Annotated in this window: 20 protein-coding genes; 16 read left to right on the plus strand and 4 right to left on the minus strand. The window is 58.1% G+C overall.

Translation table 11 applies throughout. The features are described from left to right. Positions 1–1,463, plus strand: a 1,463-nt coding sequence (locus EO133_RS09575; RefSeq protein ID WP_164734960.1) for a methyl-accepting chemotaxis protein, incomplete at its 5' end; no start/stop codon positions are given. A gap of 66 nt (positions 1,464–1,529) precedes the next feature. Here EO133_RS09575 and EO133_RS09580 read toward each other — a convergent pair. Then, a complete protein-coding gene (locus tag EO133_RS09580) occupies positions 1,530–2,852 on the minus strand; it encodes an NAD(P)H-dependent oxidoreductase (RefSeq protein ID WP_127072433.1) in 1,323 nt (440 codons plus the stop codon). A 193-nt stretch (positions 2,853–3,045) separates the two neighbouring features. On the opposite strand from EO133_RS09580, the gene EO133_RS09585 reads away from it, so the two are divergent. Continuing rightward, entirely contained in the window at positions 3,046–4,101 is a 1,056-nt protein-coding gene (locus tag EO133_RS09585; RefSeq protein ID WP_127072434.1) for an enoyl-CoA hydratase/isomerase family protein, read from the plus strand. A 70-nt stretch (positions 4,102–4,171) separates the two neighbouring features. Here the strand turns inward: EO133_RS09585 and EO133_RS09590 are convergent, their stop codons facing one another. Further along, positions 4,172–5,407, minus strand: coding sequence for an MFS transporter (locus EO133_RS09590; protein ID WP_127072435.1), 1,236 nt, complete (start codon positions 5,405–5,407; stop codon positions 4,172–4,174). A 165-nt stretch (positions 5,408–5,572) separates the two neighbouring features. Between EO133_RS09590 and EO133_RS09595 the strand changes: the two genes are divergently transcribed. The 4 genes from EO133_RS09595 to EO133_RS09610 are packed head-to-tail and all read left to right on the plus strand — an operon-like array spanning position 5,573 to position 8,999. Then, positions 5,573–5,863, plus strand: coding sequence for an STAS domain-containing protein (locus EO133_RS09595; RefSeq protein WP_164734961.1), 291 nt, complete (start codon positions 5,573–5,575; stop codon positions 5,861–5,863). 7 nt (positions 5,864–5,870) lie between these two features. Next, a complete protein-coding gene (locus EO133_RS09600) occupies positions 5,871–6,230 on the plus strand; it encodes a response regulator (protein WP_127072437.1) in 360 nt (119 codons plus the stop codon). A gap of 32 nt (positions 6,231–6,262) precedes the next feature. Further along, positions 6,263–8,458 carry a chemotaxis protein CheA gene (locus EO133_RS09605; protein ID WP_127072438.1) on the plus strand — a complete coding sequence of 732 codons (2,196 nt, stop codon included), beginning with the start codon at positions 6,263–6,265 and terminating at the stop codon, positions 8,456–8,458. A 55-nt stretch (positions 8,459–8,513) separates the two neighbouring features. Further along, the gene (locus tag EO133_RS09610; RefSeq protein WP_127072439.1) at positions 8,514–8,999 is read left to right on the plus strand and encodes a chemotaxis protein CheW; all 486 of its coding nucleotides are present in this window, start codon (positions 8,514–8,516) and stop codon (positions 8,997–8,999) included. A 95-nt stretch (positions 9,000–9,094) separates the two neighbouring features. Here EO133_RS09610 and EO133_RS09615 read toward each other — a convergent pair whose 3' ends face one another. Next, positions 9,095–9,448, minus strand: coding sequence for a hypothetical protein (locus EO133_RS09615; protein ID WP_127072440.1), 354 nt, complete (start codon positions 9,446–9,448; stop codon positions 9,095–9,097). A 287-nt stretch (positions 9,449–9,735) separates the two neighbouring features. Between EO133_RS09615 and EO133_RS09620 the strand changes: the two genes are divergently transcribed. The 10 genes from EO133_RS09620 to EO133_RS09665 all read left to right on the plus strand — a co-directional run bounded on the left by EO133_RS09620 (position 9,736) and on the right by EO133_RS09665 (position 18,880). Continuing rightward, the gene (locus EO133_RS09620; protein ID WP_127072441.1) at positions 9,736–10,320 is read left to right on the plus strand and encodes a chemoreceptor glutamine deamidase CheD; all 585 of its coding nucleotides are present in this window, start codon (positions 9,736–9,738) and stop codon (positions 10,318–10,320) included. Positions 10,321–10,480: 160 nt separating this feature from the next. Continuing rightward, positions 10,481–12,001 (plus strand): methyl-accepting chemotaxis protein, encoded by a 1,521-nt coding sequence (locus EO133_RS09625; RefSeq protein WP_127072442.1) that lies wholly within the window; start codon positions 10,481–10,483, stop codon positions 11,999–12,001. Positions 12,002–12,077: 76 nt separating this feature from the next. Next, complete coding sequence (locus EO133_RS09630) at positions 12,078–12,938, plus strand: CheR family methyltransferase (protein ID WP_127072443.1); 861 nt, start codon at positions 12,078–12,080, stop codon at positions 12,936–12,938. Further along, entirely contained in the window at positions 12,935–13,978 is a 1,044-nt protein-coding gene (locus EO133_RS09635) for a protein-glutamate methylesterase/protein-glutamine glutaminase (RefSeq protein ID WP_127072444.1), read from the plus strand. Before EO133_RS09630 ends, EO133_RS09635 begins: the two co-directional genes overlap by 4 nt. A gap of 119 nt (positions 13,979–14,097) precedes the next feature. Continuing rightward, positions 14,098–14,487: a response regulator gene (locus tag EO133_RS09640; RefSeq protein WP_127072445.1), complete on the plus strand. Its 390-nt coding sequence runs from the start codon at positions 14,098–14,100 to the stop codon at positions 14,485–14,487. A 130-nt stretch (positions 14,488–14,617) separates the two neighbouring features. After that, positions 14,618–14,989 (plus strand): methylglyoxal synthase, encoded by a 372-nt coding sequence (locus EO133_RS09645; RefSeq protein ID WP_127072558.1) that lies wholly within the window; start codon positions 14,618–14,620, stop codon positions 14,987–14,989. Positions 14,990–15,096: 107 nt separating this feature from the next. Further along, the gene (locus EO133_RS09650) at positions 15,097–15,882 is read left to right on the plus strand and encodes an ABC transporter ATP-binding protein (RefSeq protein ID WP_244640545.1); all 786 of its coding nucleotides are present in this window, start codon (positions 15,097–15,099) and stop codon (positions 15,880–15,882) included. Next, the gene (locus EO133_RS09655) at positions 15,879–16,583 is read left to right on the plus strand and encodes an ABC transporter ATP-binding protein (protein WP_127072446.1); all 705 of its coding nucleotides are present in this window, start codon (positions 15,879–15,881) and stop codon (positions 16,581–16,583) included. The genes EO133_RS09650 and EO133_RS09655 overlap by 4 nt, the downstream gene beginning before the upstream one ends. Positions 16,584–16,595: 12 nt before the next feature. Further along, positions 16,596–17,600 (plus strand): branched-chain amino acid ABC transporter permease, encoded by a 1,005-nt coding sequence (locus EO133_RS09660; protein ID WP_127072447.1) that lies wholly within the window; start codon positions 16,596–16,598, stop codon positions 17,598–17,600. Then, complete coding sequence (locus EO133_RS09665; protein WP_127072448.1) at positions 17,597–18,880, plus strand: branched-chain amino acid ABC transporter permease; 1,284 nt, start codon at positions 17,597–17,599, stop codon at positions 18,878–18,880. Before EO133_RS09660 ends, EO133_RS09665 begins: the two co-directional genes overlap by 4 nt. Before the next feature lie 113 nt (positions 18,881–18,993). Here EO133_RS09665 and EO133_RS09670 read toward each other — a convergent pair whose 3' ends face one another. Continuing rightward, positions 18,994–20,202: an ABC transporter substrate-binding protein gene (locus tag EO133_RS09670; RefSeq protein ID WP_127072449.1), complete on the minus strand. Its 1,209-nt coding sequence runs from the start codon at positions 20,200–20,202 to the stop codon at positions 18,994–18,996. Between the last annotated feature and the right edge of the window lie 65 nt (positions 20,203–20,267).

The following is a 20,267-nucleotide window of genomic DNA, read 5'->3' on the forward strand; positions in this document are numbered from 1 at the left end:
TTGCCGCGCGTTTGGTTTCGCGTCCGATCCCGAAGCTTTCTCGTGTGATGGATGACATTGCGCAGAACAGGTTCGACGTTGAGGTTCCCTATACCGCCAATTCCAACGAGGTTGGGGATATGGCGCGGGCGGTGGAAGTTTTCCGCCAGAACGGGCTCAAGGTTGCCGAGATGACCGAGGCGGAAGCGGCCCGGATCATTGCGGACGAACAAGCGCGGCGCAAGATGATGGGCGAGTTGCAGTCGGCCTTTGGCGCGGTTGTCGATGCGGCGGCCAAGGGCGATTTCAGCCATCGGGTGGATGCACAATTTGCCGATGCCGAACTCAACGGGTTGGCGCAAGGGGTCAATACGCTTGTCGAGACTGTCGACCGGGGCCTTGGCGAAACCGTTTCGGTGCTTGGGGCGCTGGCCCAGACCGATCTGACGCGCCGTGTCGAAGGCGAATATGAGGGCGCCTTTGCCCAGCTTCGGGACGATACCAATGCGGTGGCCGACAAATTGTCCGATATTGTGGGTCAGTTGCGCACGACCTCGCGGGCGCTCAAGATCGCAACCGAGGAAATCCTTTCGGGCGCCAACGATCTGTCCGAACGCACGACCCGTCAGGCGGCAACGATTGAGGAAACCTCTGGCGCCATGGAACAGCTTGCCACAACGGTTCTGGAAAATGCCAAGCGGGCCCAGGAAGCCAGCGCGACAGCATTGACCGTTACCAATGCCGCCGAAGAGGGCGGGCAGGTGATGGGCGAAGCCACGCTGGCCATGGAGCGGATCACAACGTCTTCGGCCAAGGTCTCCGACATCATCAAGATGATCGATGACATCGCGTTCCAGACCAATCTTTTGGCGCTGAACGCTTCGGTTGAAGCGGCGCGGGCCGGGGAAGCTGGCAAGGGGTTTGCGGTTGTCGCGGTTGAAGTGCGCCGTCTTGCCCAATCGGCAGCGGAAGCCTCCTCGGAGGTCAAGGCGCTGATCGAGCAGAGCGCCAATGAAGTGGATGGGGGCTCCAAACTGGTGGCCCAGGTTGCCGATAAACTTGGCGTCATGGTTGAAACCGCCCGTGCCAATACCCTGCTGATGGAAGAGATCGCCAAGCAGAGCCAGGCTCAGGCATCGGCAATCGAAGAGGTCAATGTTGCGGTCCAGCAGATGGACGAAATGACCCAGCACAATGCGGCGCTGGTTGAACAAACCAATGCTGCGATTGCCCAGACCGAAGAGCAGGCGTCCACGCTCGATGGCATTGTCGATATCTTCAAGCTTGCCGGCAAGCACGATATCCACGCGCTGCAGGCCAAGGCAAAGACGGCAGCCAATGGGCTGGTGTCCAAAAAGCCTGAAGCCAAGCCCGCCGCTCCCGCTGCTGGTGCCAAGGCAGTGCAAAAGACACAGCAAAAGGCCAAGCAGGCCTATCTCAGCCAGGGAAATGCAGCTCTCGATACCGACTGGTCCGAATTCTGATCGGCTTTATTCAGCCCCGGACAAACCAAAAGGGAGCATGGCCGCCATGCTCCCTTTTTTCATGGCCTATGCCTCTTGTGCAAACATGGCATCTTGCGCCTGCCGCATCCGGAAAAGGTTGGTGCTTTTATCGGCGGTGCAGTTTGCGGATGTGAACAGTTCGCCCTTTTTGATTGGCGCAGTCACCGTTCCCCCTTCAAGCAGCCCGACCGGCATTGCCGCCTTGGCCCTTGCGTCGCCCAGTGTCATCACAAAGGAGCGGTAGCAGGTCTCTCCGATCGCGTCGAGCGGGGTACCCGGCGCCAGGTCGCGCTTGGCGACCGCGCAGACTTCGGCCACCGGCTTTGGCAGTGGCACCATATCGGGTTTGCCGTACAGCATGATGCGGGCTGCGGTCAGCGGCACTTCAAGGCTGGTCAGGTGATAGGGGCGGAAAAAGCCGTAATAGGGCCCAACACCGACATGAAGGTCGTCCATGCGCTCAATGACGCGCGGGTGATGGGCCTTGGCGACCACGAAAACCCCCGGCGCCACGCCCTTGCCGATTGTGTAGTCGACAACACCTGTGCCGTTGAGTATGCCGCCATCAGCTTTGGGGATCAGGATTTTTGCGAGGCCTTCCCGGTCTGCATCGGGTCCGTGCATCCCCGGTATATCGGGCAATAGCCCAGTCGCGTTGGCGATGGCCGCCATTTCCACCATGGTTTTCGAGCCGTCGACAAACTCAACCAGAATGCGCGCACTCATGTTGCGGCGATTGGCTTCTTCCTCATAATCGGCGGGCACGGCGTCGTGGTTGAGCGGATTGTTCTTGCCTTTGCCTGCGGCAACGATTTCGAGCCCGAGCGCGGACGTGAACTCGATCAGTTCCATGCACGAGGACGGCTCATCGCCCGCGCCCACGCTATAGATGACGCCCAGCCGGTCGGCCTGTGCCTTGAGATAGGGGCCAATGGTGACATCAGCCTCTACATTCATCATCACCAGATGCTTGCCGTGCTCCATGGCCATCAGGCAGAAATCTGCAGCAACGCCGGGTTTGCCTGTGGCATCGATCACGACATCAACATGTTCGCTCGTCACGATCAGGGTTGTGTCGCTGGTCACGGCAATCTGGCCGTTCTCGACCGCCTTGTTGAGCGCTGCAGGCGTATCGACGATTTCGCCCATGGCGTTGTCGAGGCCATAGGCGATGTCCATGGCCGCTATTGCTGTATGGGGGCGGCGTGTGGAGATCGCCGCGATCTCGATGCCCTCCATCAGCGAGACCTGAGTGACGAGATCGGTACCCATTTCGCCCGAGCCAATAATCCCGAGCCGGATTGGTTTGCCCGTTCGGGCGCGTTCGGCGAGATCCCTCGCGAGGCCGGTTTTGGTGATGGCATTCATGAGGCGATTTTTGTCTTTCAAACGGATTTTTATGCTGGCCGCTTTACTAGCCCAAGTTTGGTTCCAGTGAAATGGCCGAAATCGTGCATTTTCTTGGGTTCTGATTATTGGATTTAAGTGCCAAGATAGGCGTTTGGGACGCTTTGGAAAATATGCGTAGCCTCTAGAATCACCTGGAAGGGCAAGGACAGGTATGGCTGATCGTTTGAGCGCTGAAATCGAGATTGCCGTTGATGGCGCAATGGGCATCATCTGCCTTGATCGCCCCCAGGCGATCAACGCACTCAATGGCGCCATGATCGAAACGATCAAGAAAGCGCTTTACGACTGGCAGACCGACGACAAGGTGCGCTGCGTTTTGATCGAGGGGCGGGGCGAAAAGGGGCTTTGCGCCGGCGGCGATGTGCGCGCGGTGCGCGCGGCGGTGCTCGATGGCGATATCGAGGCTGCGCATGGATTTTTCGCTGCCGAATATGAAATGAACGGGCTTATCGCTACCTATGCCAAGCCCATTATCGCGTTGCAGGATGGCATCGTCATGGGCGGCGGTATCGGGCTTTCGAGCCATGCGCGCTATCGCATCGCAACGCCGACCAGCCGGTTTGCCATGCCCGAAGCCGCGATCGGTTTTTTCTGCGATGTCGGGGTCAACGCCATTCTGGCGCGGGCGCCCGAGCCGCGTGCGCTCGCCTTCTTGCTGAGCGGTCAAGCCATTGAAGCAGCCGACGCCATTGCGCTCGGCCTGTCCGATACGATGGTGCCGCAAAACTATCTGCCGCAATTGCGGCGGCGCCTTATCGATTGCGCGCAGGCCGGAGAAGTGGATACGGCTATCGTTTCCACGCTTCAGGGGGAGTCGATCGATCCGGGGCCGGCAAATTTTCTTTCATTTGCCGATACGCTCGCGCCGGTCTTTTCGGCGTCCGATATTGGCGGGCTTGTCGCCGAGCTTGAAGCGCTTGCCGAGGACGGCGATCCGGCGGCGGCTGCCATGGTCCACAAGTTCGCTTCGTCTTGCCCTACAAGCCTCGCCGTAATTCTAACCTCGCACCGGCAGGCGCGGCGCCAACGTTCAATCAAAGCGGTGCTGGCGCTCGATCTGGTTCTGGCCAAGGCCATGTGTCTGCGCCCCGATTTTGCAGAAGGTGTCCGTGCATTGCTGGTGGACAAGGACCGCAAGCCGGTCTGGTCGCCTGGCAGTTATGAGGCCGTCGATCTCGGCTTTGCAGGCAATGTCCTGGTGTCGTGACGGATTTTTGCCCGGCGCGCTCCAGGTCGAAAATAAAGCCCCGGAACACGTCCCGTAGCGCCCGCGTCTTTCACGCTTTCTGGGGATCGCCAGCCTCTTGTTCCGCGTCGCTCTTGGCGGGTGGAAAGGCCAGCGCCATGGCTGCGGCAGCAAGGCCAATTGCGGCTGAAGCGATATAGAGCCAGTGATAGCTGCCATAAGTATCAAAGAGCCAACCGCCTCCGACCGGGCCGAACGCCATGCCGATCGATGAGACCATGGTTGCTGCGCCAAGCACGGTGCCCATAACATGGGGGCCGAAATAGTCGCGCGCGAGAACAGCATAAAGCGGCATGACCCCGCCGTAAGCAATGCCCAGAACGACCGCCAGCATATAAAAATCGCTCAGCTGTGTGACATAGATATAGGCGTAGATCCCGATTGACTGCAAAGCCAGTCCGGCGATCAGCACCTTTTTCACGCCCAACCGGTCGGCGGCCACGCCAAAGGCAAGCCGCCCGAACAGCCCGGCCACGCCCTCAACACTATAGATCGAGGCGGCAGCAAGAGCCGGTATCCCGCACAGCATGGCGTAGCTGATGGTGTGGAAAATCGGGCCGGAATGGGCAGCGCAGCATAAAAAGAATGTTGCCGCTAAAATGATGAATTGGGGGGTTCGCAATGCGGCCATGCCGCCTTGCGGTGTCGGCTGTCGTGGGGCGACATCGCTTCGCGATAAAGGCTCGGCTTGTGCAGGGGCCGCCGGTGCGCGCCGGATCAAAAGCCCTGCGGGCAGCAGCAGGGTCGTGGCGCCGATTGCCGTCATCATCATGGCGCTGCGCCAGCCAAAGGTTTCGATCAGAAGGCTGGCAAAAGGGGTGACAATCATGGGCGCTACGCCAGCGCCAACCGAGACCAGCGAAACGGCAAGGCTGCGATGTTTGTCGAACCAGCCAACCGTTGTGGCCATCAGGGGCGCGAAAAACGCGCCGCCCGCAGCGCCGATCAGGCCGCCATAGGCAAGCTGGAAGAGCACCAGATGCCGGGTTTGACTGGCAATCGCAAGCCCGATACCCAAAATGAGTGCCGCCACAAGAACCACGGGGCGCGCGCCGATGCGATCGCTCAGCGTGCCCCAGCCAAAACCGGCCACACCCATGACGATAAAACCGATTGTCATGGCGGTGGAAATGCCGGCCCGTGTCCAGCCGGTTTCCTCGGCAATGGGTTGAAGATAGACCGGGAGCGCAAACATCGCGCCCATGGCAACACATGTGATCACGGCGCCCGCCGCAACGATCACCCACCCATAATACACTTGTTTCATGCCCATCCTCCATCGCGCATGGGGCAAGGACGTGCGGCCAAAGGTGACGCCGACAGGGGCGGTTGAAAAAATTAGCGCGCCGGGGGCCTTATGGTTAGGAATTCTTAAACGCTTAATGGACAAACTGGCGCCAAATTCAACATGGGTTTGGGAGCCTTGCCATCAATGCCGAAGTCTCAAGTTCAATCGGTAGCCTTGCCGCCGATTGTCGATCTGGATGCTTTGGACGACATTCGCGAGAAGCTTATTGACGCCCTTCATGCCGGACCGGTGGATGTGACCGCCGATGCGGTCGAACGTGTTTCGACAAACGCATTGCTCATGCTGTTGAGCGCGGCGGAGACGGCGCGGCAGGCCAGTTTCAGTTTTTCAATTTCCGCGCCGAGCAACGTCATGGTTGGCGCGATCGAAAAGCTCGGGCTGAAGTCGGCTTTCGAACCTGTGCTCAAAGGATAAAGTGTAAATGCGCGTTCTTACTGTCGATGATTCACGAACCATCCTCGCGATGCTGCACCATACCCTCACCAATGCAGGGTTTGAGGTGTTGCAGGCTGAAAATGGTCAGATTGGCCTCGAGGTGCTCGAAAACGAAGAGGTCGATATCGTTATTACCGATATCAACATGCCGGTCATGGACGGGATCGAATTCATCAAGAATGTGCGTGCCTCGGGGCGTCATCAAAGTCTGCCGATCCTTATTCTGACGACAGAAACGAGCCAGGATAAGCGTGATCAGGGCCGGGCAGCGGGCGGTACAGGCTGGATCGTGAAACCGTTCGACCCCGAAAAGCTCATTAGCGTGATCCATAAAGTCGTCCACTAGCATTTTCCTAAACTCCGGTCCTGTGAGCCACAATGAGTGATCTCGACGAATTCAAGGCTACATATTTCGACGAATGTTCCGAACTGCTCCTGGAGCTGGAAGAGCAGTTTATTGCCATTCAGGATGGAGACCGCAGCGCGGACCGTCTCAACGCAGTCTTTCGCGCAATTCACTCGATCAAGGGCGGTGGCGGAGCTTTCGGCTTTGACGGGCTTGTCAAGTTTGCCCACAGCTTTGAAACGCTGCTCGACTATGTACGCGATGGCCGGGTGGAGTTGACCGAAGACGTTATCACCCTTTGCATCCGTTCGATCGACCTTGTTGCGGATTTTGTTGGCGCTGCGCGCGACGGCATCACGCTTGCACCCGATTACGGCGCAACGGAAAAAGCGAGTTTTGACGCTCTGGCGCGCGGGGAGGCGGGTGGATCGGCTGGCTCTGCCGCCGGGGATGACCTGGACGAGTTCGATATCGATTTTACCCCCGTTGCCGTCAATCTTGACGCCAGCGCACCGCTTTCGGCGGTCGGGTCTTCCCAGGAGGACCTGACAGTCTGGCAGGTCACGTTCAAGCCGTTTTCCAGCCTTTACGAGCGTGCGAACGATCCGCTGCTGCTGTTCCGTGAACTGGCGCTTTTAGGCGATTCCACGGTCCATGCCGAACTGACGCAATTGCCCAGTCTCGGCCAGTTCGAGCCATTCGGGGTCTATTGTACCTGGATGATAGAGCTGGTTTCGGACAAGGCCAACGAAGAGGCGATCCGCGAAGTTTTCGAATTTGTCGATGGCGATTGCGAAATCGGGATCGAGAAGCGCGAGGGTGTGACTTTAGCGCCAGCGGTAGCCCCGTCCGATGATGACGACCTGCCCAGCTTTGCCGATCTGGCCGAACAGGCCAAGGCGGAGCGCAAATTCGTGCCCACCGGCGAACCCGACGATCTCGAAAGTCCGGCGCCTGCCGTTGCAGCGGTCAAGCCTTTGACACCAGCCAGGCCCGCTGTTGCAAGCGAGGCCGGCGAGGAGAGTTCAACCAGTTCGGGCCGGCCTGCGGGCATGCAGTCGATCCGTGTCGATCTCGACAAGGTCGACCGTGTGGTCAATATGGTGGGCGAGCTTGTTATTACCCAGTCGATGCTGACCCAGCAGATGGACGATGCGATCCGCGACCGCTATCAGGAGCTTGTGCGCGGGGTCGAGGTTCTGGCCCAGACAACGCGCGGGCTACAGGATGCGGTGATGGCGATCCGCGCGCAGCCGGTCAAATCGGTGTTTTCGCGCATGCCGCGGCTGGTGCGCGAACTGGCATCGAAAACCGGCAAGAAGATCAAGCTCGAAACTATCGGTGAAAACACCGAAATCGACAAGACGATCATCGAACAGCTTTCCGATCCATTGACCCATATGGTGCGCAACTCGGCCGATCATGGTGTTGAAGGCATCGAGAAGCGTCTTGCCGCTGGCAAGCCTGAAACCGGCACCATACGGCTTTCCGCCGAGCAGGCCGGCGGCAACATCCTTATCATCGTGGAAGATGACGGGCAGGGTATCAATCGCGAGCGTGTGCTCGAGATTGCGCGCGAGCGCGGTGTGGTTGCCCCCGATCAGCAATTGACCGACGAGCAGATCGACAATTTGATCTTTGCGCCGGGCTTTTCGACGGCCTCGGAGGTTTCCGATATTTCCGGGCGTGGCGTGGGCATGGACGTTGTTTTGTCCAACATCAAGAAGATCGGCGGCTCGGTGCATGTGCGGAGCTGGACGGGCAAGGGTACGCGCATGACCTTGCGCTTGCCTTTGACCCTTGCGGTGCTCGATGTGATGCTGGTCAAGGTCGCAACCTCGCCCTACGTCATCCCGCTATCCTCGATCGTGGAAACCATTCAGAATTCCCGCGCCGATTTCGGTTACATGCCCTCGGGCGGCCGGGTATTGCAGGTGCGGGGCGAATATGTGCAGGTGGTCGATCTGGCCCAGCGTTTCGAGATGAGTTCGGACCAAAGTGAGGATAATCGCTTCGTGGTTCTGTGCGAGGCGGAAGGCAATTCCAAAATCGCGCTCATCGTTGACGACATCATCGGCCAGCAGCAGGTGGTGATCAAGTCGCTTGAGGAAAATTTCGAGCGCATCGACGGCATCGCGGGCGGCACAATCCTTGGCGATGGTAACGTTGCGTTGATTGTTGATGTGCAAAGCTTGAAAGTGGACAGCGCCCATCAGAATGCGGCGTAGGGCTAACTTGCCGGCAGCAAGAATGGCGAGAGACCGGTAACAAAAGAGGTTTGTGATGGAAGCGCTTGACATGCGTGACGACTATCAGGATGGGGCGGCCGCAGCGCAGAACACGTTGCAGCTGATCGCGTTCTCTATCGATGAACAGGTTTACGGCGTGGAAATCACCACAGTGCGCGAAATCCGCGCCTGGAACGGCGCGACGCCCCTGCCCAATACGCGCGAATATGTTCGTGGCGTCATCAATCTGCGCGGCACGATCGTTCCGATCTTCGATCTGCGCGCGCGCTTCGGTGACGGCAAGACCAACCCTACCAAGAACCATGTCGTTGTCGTGATGAGTGTTGGCGACAAGTGGATCGGCATTCTGGTGGATGCGGTTTCCGACATTCTGACCGTCTCCAAGGACGATATTCACAATGTTCCGGAAGGTAATTCGATCGATACCGAGTTGCTCAACGGCATTGTCACCCATGACAGCCGCATGGTCGGTCTTATCGATTTGCAGGCCGTGGTTGCCGGCGCCAAGCTCGACAGCTGATCGCGCTCCCCACAGTCAAAAATAACAAACCCCGCTTCGTGCGGGGTTTTTGTGCCTGAAAGGCTCCGGCCCGCCGGGCACATGGACCGGGTGGTCTAGAAAAACTCGATCTCACCGCTATTGGTGCGGGCGGCAATGCCGGAAAGCGAATCCTCGCGCAGTTCGTCGAGCGTCAGACCAGACCAGATGTCTTTGGTCGTGCCCTCGTCGATCTGGTCGTGCAATTCGGCCATGAGCCGGGCCGCGTCGGCCATGTTGCGGCAGCGCTGTTCGATCCGGTCCTGCATCTGGAGTGCGACCACAATCTGGCGGATGGCGGTCGAGCGCGCGGTATTGGGGTCGATCGAGGTGTCGCCCAGCGTCAGAAGGCTTGCCGTGATGCCGTCAACCATTTCGGCGGTCTGCCGTGCGGTTTCTTCCAGCTCTCTGGCCAGTTTCTGCAAGCCCATCAACAATGCTCCCGGTCAAGGTCGATACCGAATGTAAAGGCAAGTTCTAAACCGATGCTTTCCTAAATCCGGTCAACTTCTTTCATGCCCTTGTTAGGGTTAGCAAATGGCTAACGAATAGCGCGCTAAGGTCCAAACCGGACGCGAAAGTTTAAGATTGAAAAAGAACGTTGCTTGCAGAGTAAGCTATGGTCGGCCGTGGAAGGGGGACGGCGATGCGGATTGACGTTTTTGGGTTTTAGGTCTCTGCCCGAAAGGGTGGGGATAGATAGGGATAAAGACGGGGAATGTCTTCAGCCGGATTACCGAATGCCTTTTCGCGCGGAATTGTTACGACTGTCCATCAGGGTGATTGTCTGGTTGCCGCAAATGACGAAGTGACCTTCTCCACCGTTCTTGGATCCTGCATCAGCGCCTGCGTGCGCGACAATGTGGCCGGGGTCGGGGGCATGAACCACTTTCTGCTTGCAACCCAATCTGGTTCCCAGCGCGACAAGTACGGCGATTCAGCGCGCTATGGCGCCTTTGCTATGGAACAGCTCATCAATATGGTGCTGACCAAGGGAACCGGCCGGAAGGCCAATCTCGAATTTAAGGTCTTTGGCGGTGGCAACATTCATTCGGGCATGAATGATGTGGGGCTGAAAAATATCGAGTTCGTGCGCGAGTTCCTGAAAAATGAAGGCTACCGTATCGTCAGCGAGGATATGGGCGGCAGCTTTGCACGCAGGGTGATGTTCAAGCCGCAGACAGGACGGGCCTTCGTCAAGCGTCTGGAAAGCACCGACAACGCAAGGTTGGTGCGCGAAGAACTCGCCATCGCCTCACGCCAGAAGATCAAGCCGGTCGCCGACGATATCGAATTGTTCTAGGTGCTTGGGTTTTATCGCTAAGGCTTGTGCGGCCCCGGCGCCAAATTCACTAGCAAAGCCTTACCAGGCTACCTTGGCGCAAACCAAGCGTTAACCATAAGCCCCTAGTTTGACTCAACAGCGCTTTGCGCTTCGTCACTTTGAGCTTTGGGACCCGAACTTGCGCCAGACGCGACTTGTCATAGCCTTGCTGCCGCTTTGGCTGGCCATGCTTGCGTCCGCGCTTGCGCTTTGGGCCTGGGCTGGGCCATCAGCTTTCGTGCTATCGGCCATTGCCGGGCTTTTCGTTCTGTGCGCCGGGCTTGCCATATTCATTGCCTGGCGGGGCGAGACACAACACCGCAAGGCGCTGTCCGATCTGGGCGAAGCTGTGGGCGCTGGCGCCATCGGAAAGGCGCGTGAGATCGATCATATCAAGATGGTGGCAGCGAACCTGTGCCAGCGGCTTGAGCGGGCGCTGACCTATAAGGCGGCCTTTGAGCACGCTCAGGCGCCACTTCTTATTACCGATGCACAGGGCGCTATAACGGCCAAAAGCCTTGGCTTTACAAAGCTGTCCGGCGAGGGTTCCGATACGTCAATGTTGTCGTCGTCCTTCGACCGGGCGCCAAATCTGGAGCGCAGTCTCTGGCATGGTCAGGTGCGGTTTGCTGGCCGGCTCTGGCATGTGACGAGCATGCCGCTTACCGGCGAGCGCTGGCTGATCGGGCTCTCGCGCGAGGGCATGGTAATCGCAGAGGATGCGTTTTCGCGCTTTGCCGATGCGCTGGTTGGCGGGCAGACCGGGTTTCGCTTTTCCTCTCGTGAAATCGCCGATAGTCCCGAACTGGCCGCGCTCAATTCCGGACTTGAGGCGCTCGACCGGAGCGTGACGCTCATCGATGCTTTGGCAGAGGGCCGTGAAAATCCCGAACGGCTGGATGTTGTGACGCTCAATTCCGGGCTTGCCCCGCAGGTGCGGGCGGTCGCGCATGCACTTTCTGGCTTGGTGCAGGAGCGTGATGCCAATGCCCAGGCTCTGGCGCGCGATCAGGCCCGGTTGACCGAAGTGCGCCGACTTGTCGAATTGTGCCGCGTTGCCTCGGAAAAACTGACGGCGGGCACCGAGGCGGCGCGCCGGTCCGCAAAGGCGGCGCGTGATGAAATCGAGATCGGTCGCAGCGCCACCAAAGCCGTGTCCGATATGGGTAGCCATGCGCGCGATGCCTCCGAACATGCCAATAGCGCCGCGCGGCTCGCTGGCCAATCGATGGCCGAACTCAATCATTTGACCCAGCAGATCGACAAGCTGATGAGTGGGATCGAAGATGTGTCGTTCCGCACAAATCTCTTGGCGCTCAATGCGGCGGTGGAAGCGGCGCGCGCGGGGGAAAAGGGCGCAGGGTTTGCAGTGGTCGCCGCCGAGGTGCGCGAATTGGCCCAGGCCAGCACCCGCGCGAGCAAGGATATTCGCGCCTTGATTAAGAAAGGCGTCAGTCAGGTCGGCGAGGGGACAGAGCATGCGACGCGGCTTGGTCAGATGCTGACAGAGATCGACGCGCATTTACTGAATTTAAGTGATGAGACGGCAATGATCGGATCAGCGCTGGAGACCGGTGCCAAGTCCATCGACACTGCTCAGCGCGAAATCGAGGAACTGGATACGGTCGCCGCAAGGCAAGCCGACGCTTTGGGGCAATAGGGCATAATCAACATGCCCTTTTGCAGATACAGGAAATGACAGTGGGGCTGGTCCCCGGCAGGGGAGTAAGGGATACATGGATCACGGCGAAATTGCGCTAAGCACGCGTGAATTTACCCGAATTCGGGAGCGGGTTTACAAGGTCGCCGGAATTTCATTGTCCGATGCCAAGCGGACGCTTGTTGTATCGCGCCTGTCCAAGGTGGTTCGGACGCTCGGTGCAAAGAGCTTTGACGATTATATCGATTATCTCGAAACACGGGGCACACCCGAGGACGACCAGGAATTCGTCAACGCGCTCACAACGAACCTGACGCGGTTTTTCCGCGAAGATCATCATTTCGACCATCTGATCGGCCATGTCCGCGATCTGATCGCCCGCACCCCACGCATGACCCGCACCGGCAAGCCGCGCCTGCGTATCTGGTCTGCGGGTTGCTCAACGGGGCAGGAGCCCTATACGATTGCGCTGTGCCTACTCAAGGCGTTCCCGGAGCTTGCGCGGTGGGATTTCAAGATTCTGGCCACCGATATCGATTCCGGCGTGGTCGCGAAGGCTTCTACGGGGACTTATCCGGTGGGCGAGTTGAACGGATTGTCGTCCGAGCGCGTGGCGCTTTTCGAAAAGACCGGCGATGGAAACATTCGTATTCCGCGCGCAGCGCACGGGCTTGTAACCTTCAAGCTGCTCAATCTCATCGAACCCTGGCCGGTCAAAGGTCCGTTCGACGCGATCTTTTGCCGAAACGTGGCTATTTATTTCGACAAGCCTACTCAAGGAACATTGTTTGACAGGCTGGGGCAGGTGCTCGCGCCCGATGGCTTTCTCTATATCGGGCATTCGGAAAATCTGCAGGCGGTCTCCAACGGCTACCAGCTTGTGGGCAAGACCATTTACCAACCTAAACCCACTGCGAAATCAAGGACTGCAGCATGATCAAAGTTCTGGTTGTCGACGATTCCGCACTGATCCGCGAAGTTCTGAGCAAGACGCTTGCTGCCGATGGCGACATCAAGGTAGTGGGCACGGCCCATGATCCACTCGATGCGCGCGACAAGATAAAGGCGCTCAATCCCGATGTGGTAACGCTCGATATTGAAATGCCCAATATGAACGGGCTGGCATTCCTGCAGAAAATCATGCGGCTGCGTCCAATGCCCGTTGTCATGGTCTCGACCCTGACGACAAAGGGGGCAAACGAAACCATGCTGGCGCTCGAGTTGGGCGCTGTCGATTTTGTCGCAAAACCCAGTTCGGATCTTTCCGGCGGTATCGAGCGCTTCGGCATCATGCTGCGCGAAAAGGTGCGCTTTGCTGCCGCCAGCGACGTACAGGCGCGTGTCCATCGCGCGCCTGCCCCGAATGTGCCTATCAAGACCGCGGCGGCAGCAGCCGGTTCGCTGATTGCGATTGGGGCCTCGACTGGTGGGGTGGAAGCTATCCGGCAGGTTCTCAGTCAATTTCCGGCCGATTGTCCACCCATCGTCATTGCCCAGCATATGCCCAAGGGCTTCACCGGGCGCTTTGCCTCCCGTCTCAACGATCTTGTCGATGTCACGGTGCTGGAGGCCGAGGACCGCATGCCGCTTGCGGTGGGCCATGCCTATATTGCGCCAGGCGATTTTCACCTGCGGGTGGAAAAGAGCTCGGGCCAGCTCAAGTGCCGCGTGACCCAGGACGAGCAGATGTCGGGACATCGGCCCAGCGTTGATGTGTTGTTTGAATCGGTGGCCAAGGTCATCGGACCGAAAGCGGTTGGGGCCATTCTGACCGGCATGGGGCGCGACGGAGCCAATGGGATGAAGATGATGCGCGATGCGGGTGCCTTTACCATCGGGCAGGCCAAGGGCTCGGCGTTGATTTACGGCATGCCCAAGGTGGCGTTTGAAATGGGAGCGGTGGTCGAGGAGGCGTCGATCGAAAAGATCGCGCCACGACTGGTGCAGGCGCTTATGCGCATCAAGGCGGCGGCCTGAGAGGGCTGTTGCCAGGGGTTGTGGGACGCAAGTTGAGGGAATGGTAACGCTTGGAGATTAGTGTTGCGAAATTCATGGTTTTCTTCCGGTTCGCCCGGACAATCTAATCTGGGGTAACAATGCCAAAGGCCAGTGCAGTCAGCGTTCTGATCGTCGACGATCAGCAGTCCATGCGGGGAATCTGCAAGTATATTCTCACCCAGCTCGGTTTTAAGGACATCATCGAAGCCAAGTCGGGCCGCGATGCGCTCACCAAGCTCGAAAAGACCAATGTGGATCTGATCATTTCGGACTGGAACATGGATGATGTCGACGGGCTGACGCTTTTGAAGGTCATTCGCAAGCATCCGCGGACCGCTGCGATGCCCTTCATCATGGCGACGGGTCGCTCCGATAAGGAACAGGTCAAGGAAGCCATTGAATCGGGTGTCAACAATTACATTATCAAGCCGTTCGATGCCGCGACAATGAAAAAACGCATCGAGGCGGTAATAGGCGCGCTCTCCTGACCTTTATAAATCAGCGCAAGTTTTCAAAAGCCGGATTCTTCCGGCTTTTTTTATGCGCAAATGCCGCACAAGTTTGCGTTAAGGGACGCGATTCTGGGATAGATTGCGTGCAACATTACAAAAGCGGAGCATAAGGGGCATGAAAAAGATCGGGCTTGTCGCCCATGACGACAAGAAGGACGATATGGTGGCCTTTGCGCTTGAGCATCGGCAAAAGCTTGAAACATTTGAGCTTTTCGGAACCGGCACGACCGGAGGGCGAGTCGCCGAGGGGGCGGGACTGTCGATCAGCCGGCTCAAAAGCGGGCCTTTGGGCGGGGATGCTCAGCTCGGCGCCATGATCTGCGAAGGCCAGCTCGACGCGCTAATCTTTTTCATCGATCCGCTTTCCGCCATGCCCCATGATGTTGATGTTAAAGCATTAGTTCGGCTGGCAACACTTTACGACATCCCTTTTGCGTGCAATCGTTCCACAGCGCAGGCCGTGCTTGCGGCGCTTTGAGCCAGGGTGGTGTTGACCGCAACGCGCGGTTATGAACACATGCGCGAAATTTTCTGGCGGTCGGCAAACCGCCGGTTTCGCGCACGATTCAAGGGGTAAATCAACCGGTGTCATCTGATGCTGTCATTTCGGTCCATGACGTCTCCAAACGGTTTGGCGGGCTCATGGCGGTCAAGAACTGCTCGCTCTCGGTTGAGCGCGGTTCGATAACAGGGCTAATCGGGCCCAACGGGGCGGGCAAGTCCACGCTGTTCAACATGGTCGCGGGCAATTTCGCGCCGACAAGCGGCAAGATTATCTTTGACGGTCAGGACATTACGGGGCTCAAGCCGCACCAGTTGTTCAAGCTGGGCATGCTGCGCACTTTCCAGATCGCACATGAATTTTCCAACATGACGGCGCTGGAAAACCTGATGATGGTGCCTGGCGACCAGCCTGGCGAAAGCCTTGGCACCTTGTGGTTCCGCCCTTCGATTGCGCGGGCGCGCGAGATTGAAGTCAAGCAGAAGGCGCTCGATGTCATCGACTTTCTAAAGCTCGGGCACGTCAAGGACGAGCTGGCAGGCAATCTGTCGGGTGGGCAGAAAAAGCTGTTGGAGCTTGGGCGCACCATGATGGTGGATGCCAAGGTCGTGCTGCTCGACGAAGTGGCAGCCGGGGTCAACAAGACGCTGCTCAACGATCTTGCCGCCAATATCGAGCGGATGAATTCCGAACTTGGCTATACGTTCTTTGTGATCGAGCATGACATGGATCTCATCGCGCGGCTCTGTGATCCGGTGATCGTCATGGCGCAGGGCGAGGTCATCGCCAAGGGCACCATGGAAGAGCTGCGGGCCAATCCCATGATTGTAGAGGCCTATTTCGGCGGTCCGGTGGAGGCAGTGCAATGAGCCTTGTCGAACTCAAGGACATCAAGGCAGGCTATGGCGGCGCGCCCATTCTCAACGGGGTCAATATCGCGATCGATGCCAGCGATATCGGGGTGATCGTCGGGCCCAACGGGGCCGGCAAGTCAACGACGCTAAAGGCCATTTTCGGGCTTTTGACGGTTACGGATGGCTCAGTAACCTTTGCGGGGCAGGACATCACCAATTCGGAGGCGGACCGGCTCGTGCCCATGGGGCTGAGCTTCATTCCGCAGGAGCACAATGTCTTCACCTCGATGACGGTGCATGAAAACCTTGAAATGGGTGCCTTTGTCCGGCGTGACGACATTTCCGATACGCTTGATGAGGTCTATGAAATGTTTCCCGATCTCAAGGCCAAGCGGCGACAGAATGCTGGCGAACTCTCGGGCGGACAGCGCCAGATGGTGGCCATGGGCCGGGCGCTGATGAGCAAGCCGAAACTTTTGATGCTCGATGAGCCATCGGCGGGGCTTTCACCGCGCTACATGATCGAAATCTTCGAGCAGGTGGTCAAAATCAATCGGGCCGGTGTCGGTATCCTGATGGTTGAACAGAACGCGCGACAGGCGCTTGCCTTTGCGACCAAGGGCTTTGTTCTGGCCAATGGCCAGAACAGGTTCACTGGAACGGGGCAGGAATTGCTCGACGATCCGGATGTCGCCAAAAGCTTTCTTGGGGGTTAGGGCGCAAGTCAGATGAACGATCTTATTTTCTTTTTCAATCAAGTGATGATTGGCGGGGTGGTTCTAGGCTCGATCTATGCCTTGGGCGCTGTCGGGATCACGCTGATTTTTGGCATCTTGCGATTTGCTCATTTTGCTCACGGCGACATGATGACAATGGGCGGGTTCGTCGCCTTTGTCCTGGCGACGCTCGTTGCCGGGATGGGGCTGGCTTTCCCGCTGCCGACCGGCTTTATCGTCCTGCCCTTTGCCATGGTGATTGCCGCCGGTATCGCCTTGGGCATCGACAAGGGCTTTTATGCGCCATTGCGCGCCCGCGGCGCGCGACCTGTGACGCTTCTGATCGCCTCCATCGGTGTCACCATGATGATCCAAGGGCTTATCCGCCTGTTTTTCGGTACCAGCACGCGCTCGTTTTTCGATACCGAGCCCAAGACACTGATCCGCATCGATGTGCCGATCGAAGGCGCGACGCGCCCGATCTCGTTTACAGAGCCGCAATTGCTGCTGGTAATCCTGACACTGATCGCGGTGGTTGCGTTGCATTTCTTCCTCACCCGTTCGCGGTTGGGCAAGGGTATGCGCGCCATGGCGGACAATCCCGACCTGGCAAAGGTTTCCGGCATCAATACCAAGCAGGTTGTGCGTGTAACCTGGATCATTGCCGGGGGGCTGGCCTGTATGGCAGGCACGATGCTGGCGCTTGATGTCTCGCTCAAGCCCGACCTTGCGTTCAACATCGTCCTGCCGATCTTTGCCGCGGCGATTGTTGGCGGTCTTGGCCATGCTTATGGCGCAATCGCCGGAGGTTTTTTGCTCGGCTTTGCCGAAACCATGGCGGTCTTTAATTGGGCGGTCCTTTTGCGCCCCTTTAGGGACAATCTCCCCGAATGGCTGGAAATTCCATCGTCTCTGGCTCTGGTGCAGTCCGAATATAAGCTCACCGTCGCCTTCATCATTCTGGTCGTGGTCTTGCTTGTGCGGCCGACCGGGATTTTTAAGGGAGCCTCGACATGACCACCCGTTATATTGCGGCTTTCGCCGGGCTTTTTGCGCTGATCGTTACGGTGGCCGTGTTCATGGGAACACCGTTCACGGTGCGATTGCTGGTTGAAGCTTTCGCCTTTGCGCTGATTGCCATGGGCCTCAATATCCAATGGGGTTTTGGCGGCCTGTTCAATTTCGGCATTCTAGGCATGATGATGGTCGGCGGGTTCGCCGTGACCTTCGTCTCCTTCCCGGTCAATATGGCCTTCTGGGAATCGGATGGCCCGCTCATGCTGGGGCAGACTCTTATCGCAGCTCTTATCGGTGCCGTTCTTGTCTTTTTCGCTCATAGGGTTCAGCGGTTCGGCATCACTGGAAAATGGCGTGGAACGGTAATCGTTCTGGCGTGGTTCATTGCCTATGTAATCTTCCGCAGTCAGATGGATCCTGCCGCAACTTATATCATCCGGGAGTCCGGCTGGGTTGGCGGGCTGGGCCTGCCGGTTATCCTGGGCTGGGCCTTCGGCGGTGTATTGGCGGCTGGTATCGGCTATCTTGTGGGCAAGGTTTCCCTGGGATTGCGCGCCGATTACCTGGCTATTGCGACCATCGGCATTGCCGAAATCCTGCGTGCGGTGATCAAGAACGTCGAATGGCTCACTCGCGGCACACTTACGGTGTCACCTATTCCCTGGCCGGTGCCCAATCCACAAGCCTGGCAGTCTTGGGGCGCCGACCCGACAACGAGTTTCATCTATGCCCGCGCCGGGTACCTTGCGCTTGTCGTCGCCTTTGTGGCTGTGGCGCTGTTTTTGATCCATCGTGCTTATAACGCCCCCTGGGGCCGCATGATGCGTGCGATCCGCGACAACTATATTGCCGCTGGCTCAATGGGCAAGGACGTCACCGGTCGTCAGCTTGAAATATTCGTTTTCGGCTCGGTGCTTATGGGGATCGGCGGGGCCATGCTGGTCTCGTTTGTCGGGATATATGACCCGTCGAGTTACCAGCCCATCAATCACACTTTCATCATCTGGGTGATGCTGATCGTCGGTGGCTCGGGGAACAATTTTGGTGCGCTTTTCGGTGGCATTTTCATCTACATAATCTGGATGCTGTCCGAGCCACTTTCACAGGCTCTGTTCCAATGGCTTTCGATGTTCTCCAGCGATATGGGCTGGGGCCGCATCCCTGATATTGAAAGCCGCTCTGTCCAGATGCGCGTCTTTGTGCTTGGCCTCGTTATTACGATTGCTTTGCGCTTTGCGCCAAAAGGCATTCTGCCCGAAAGGGTCAATCGCAACGGCTGACGGTTGGGCGGCAAGACATCGCTTCGGTGCGATTTTTCCCAAGAGAAAAACCAAACAAAAAGCCTGGGCACAGGGCCCAGGCTTTTTGCTTGTTCAACTCTGGGTGCCGTCTATCACTCGATAGGCCCGACTTCAACAAAAGTCCCGCCTTGGACGACATATTCCACGATGACGCCTTCGACGTCGCCGTTCTCGTCGAACTCATGGTCGCCCGAGGCGCCGACATAGTTGATGTCTTCGCCAGCGGCGATAAGCTCGACAGCCTTTTCCCATTCGCCCGGGTAAATGGTCTCACCGGGAGCAGATGCAACTTCACGCAATGCAGCAGAAAGACCGTCACGATCGGCCGAGCCGTTCTTTTCGATGGCAAGGGCCAGAAGGAAGGCCGCGTCATAGGCTTGTGCAGCGTAAACCGCGTCAGGTGCAATCCCGGCTTCGGTCGCCAACTCAACAAAGACCTGCGTAGATTCGCCTTCAAACGAGCCAGCGCGGGTGGCGAACATGCCTTCGACGGCCGACGCATCGATGCCGACAAACAGATCGTCCCCAACCATACCGTCAGCGCCGATAAAGGAGGTGAAGTCACCGCTTTCCACAGCCTGGCGCAGAATGGTCTGACCCGAACCGGATGCGTAGGCAATGATCAGCAGGTCCATTGCACCGGAAGCGGCGAGCGAACCCAGATCGGCGCGATAATCGGCGCGCCCTTCTTCATGGGCAAGGCTGATGGCGATGGTGCCGCCGAGTTCTTCGTAGCGGGCGGTGAAATCGCTTGCCAGACCCGAACCATAGTCGTTGTTGAGATAGGTAACGGCAACTTCGTCGATACCCTTGGCGATGAGCAGGTCAGCCAGCTTGATACCCTGGAAGGCATCCGAGGGGGTGGTACGGAACACAAGATCGTTGTCGTCAAGCGTTGTGAGTGCCCCGGCGGTCGAGGCTGGCGAGATCATAACGACATTGCCCGGAATGGCTGCTGAGTTGGCGCCGCCAATGGTTGCGCCCGAGCACAGGCCACCGACAATGGCCGTAGCCTGCTCGGTGTTGACGAGACGGTCGGCCGCGCTCGATGCCATTGTCGCATCACAGGCCGAGTCCGCGACTACGCTTTCGAGCGTTTGACCGCCCAGAATGCCACCCTGGTCATTGACATGAGTTACGGCCAGCTCAGCCCCGGCAAGGATCGGGGGGGCAAGGCTTTCGATTGGACCGGTGAGGTCCATGAGCATGCCGATTTTTGCATCCTGCGCAATGGCGGGCGCTGCGGCAGTGAGTACCGATGCTGCGACCGCAAAGGTCAGAGCTTTTTTCAAATGACGCATGATTTCCCTCAATATTCGTCTCTGCACACTCCACTGTCCCCCAAGAGATCTGGTCTTCCTGCGGA

The sequence above is a fragment of the Pelagibacterium lentulum genome, from assembly GCF_003992625.1.
Lineage (GTDB): Bacteria > Pseudomonadota > Alphaproteobacteria > Rhizobiales > Devosiaceae > Pelagibacterium > Pelagibacterium lentulum.

Excerpts from the sequence above, each read along its gene's own strand:
- EO133_RS09605 (WP_127072438.1), top strand. The coding sequence starts at position 6,263 with ATGAGTGATCTCGACGAATTCAAGGCTACATATTTCGACGAATGTTCC.
- EO133_RS09655 (WP_127072446.1), top strand. The coding sequence starts at position 15,879 with ATGAGCCTTGTCGAACTCAAGGACATCAAGGCAGGCTATGGCGGCGCG.
- EO133_RS09610 (WP_127072439.1), top strand. The coding sequence starts at position 8,514 with ATGGAAGCGCTTGACATGCGTGACGACTATCAGGATGGGGCGGCCGCA.
- EO133_RS09620 (WP_127072441.1), top strand. The coding sequence starts at position 9,736 with ATGTCTTCAGCCGGATTACCGAATGCCTTTTCGCGCGGAATTGTTACG.
- EO133_RS09670 (WP_127072449.1), bottom strand. The coding sequence starts at position 20,202 with ATGCGTCATTTGAAAAAAGCTCTGACCTTTGCGGTCGCAGCATCGGTA.
- EO133_RS09635 (WP_127072444.1), top strand. The coding sequence starts at position 12,935 with ATGATCAAAGTTCTGGTTGTCGACGATTCCGCACTGATCCGCGAAGTT.
- EO133_RS09600 (WP_127072437.1), top strand. The coding sequence starts at position 5,871 with ATGCGCGTTCTTACTGTCGATGATTCACGAACCATCCTCGCGATGCTG.
- EO133_RS09630 (WP_127072443.1), top strand. The coding sequence starts at position 12,078 with ATGGATCACGGCGAAATTGCGCTAAGCACGCGTGAATTTACCCGAATT.
- EO133_RS09580 (WP_127072433.1), bottom strand. The coding sequence starts at position 2,852 with ATGAATGCCATCACCAAAACCGGCCTCGCGAGGGATCTCGCCGAACGC.
- EO133_RS09660 (WP_127072447.1), top strand. The coding sequence starts at position 16,596 with ATGAACGATCTTATTTTCTTTTTCAATCAAGTGATGATTGGCGGGGTG.
- EO133_RS09590 (WP_127072435.1), bottom strand. The coding sequence starts at position 5,407 with ATGAAACAAGTGTATTATGGGTGGGTGATCGTTGCGGCGGGCGCCGTG.
- EO133_RS09640 (WP_127072445.1), top strand. The coding sequence starts at position 14,098 with ATGCCAAAGGCCAGTGCAGTCAGCGTTCTGATCGTCGACGATCAGCAG.
- EO133_RS09595 (WP_164734961.1), top strand. The coding sequence starts at position 5,573 with ATGCCGAAGTCTCAAGTTCAATCGGTAGCCTTGCCGCCGATTGTCGAT.
- EO133_RS09615 (WP_127072440.1), bottom strand. The coding sequence starts at position 9,448 with ATGGGCTTGCAGAAACTGGCCAGAGAGCTGGAAGAAACCGCACGGCAG.
- EO133_RS09585 (WP_127072434.1), top strand. The coding sequence starts at position 3,046 with ATGGCTGATCGTTTGAGCGCTGAAATCGAGATTGCCGTTGATGGCGCA.
- EO133_RS09665 (WP_127072448.1), top strand. The coding sequence starts at position 17,597 with ATGACCACCCGTTATATTGCGGCTTTCGCCGGGCTTTTTGCGCTGATC.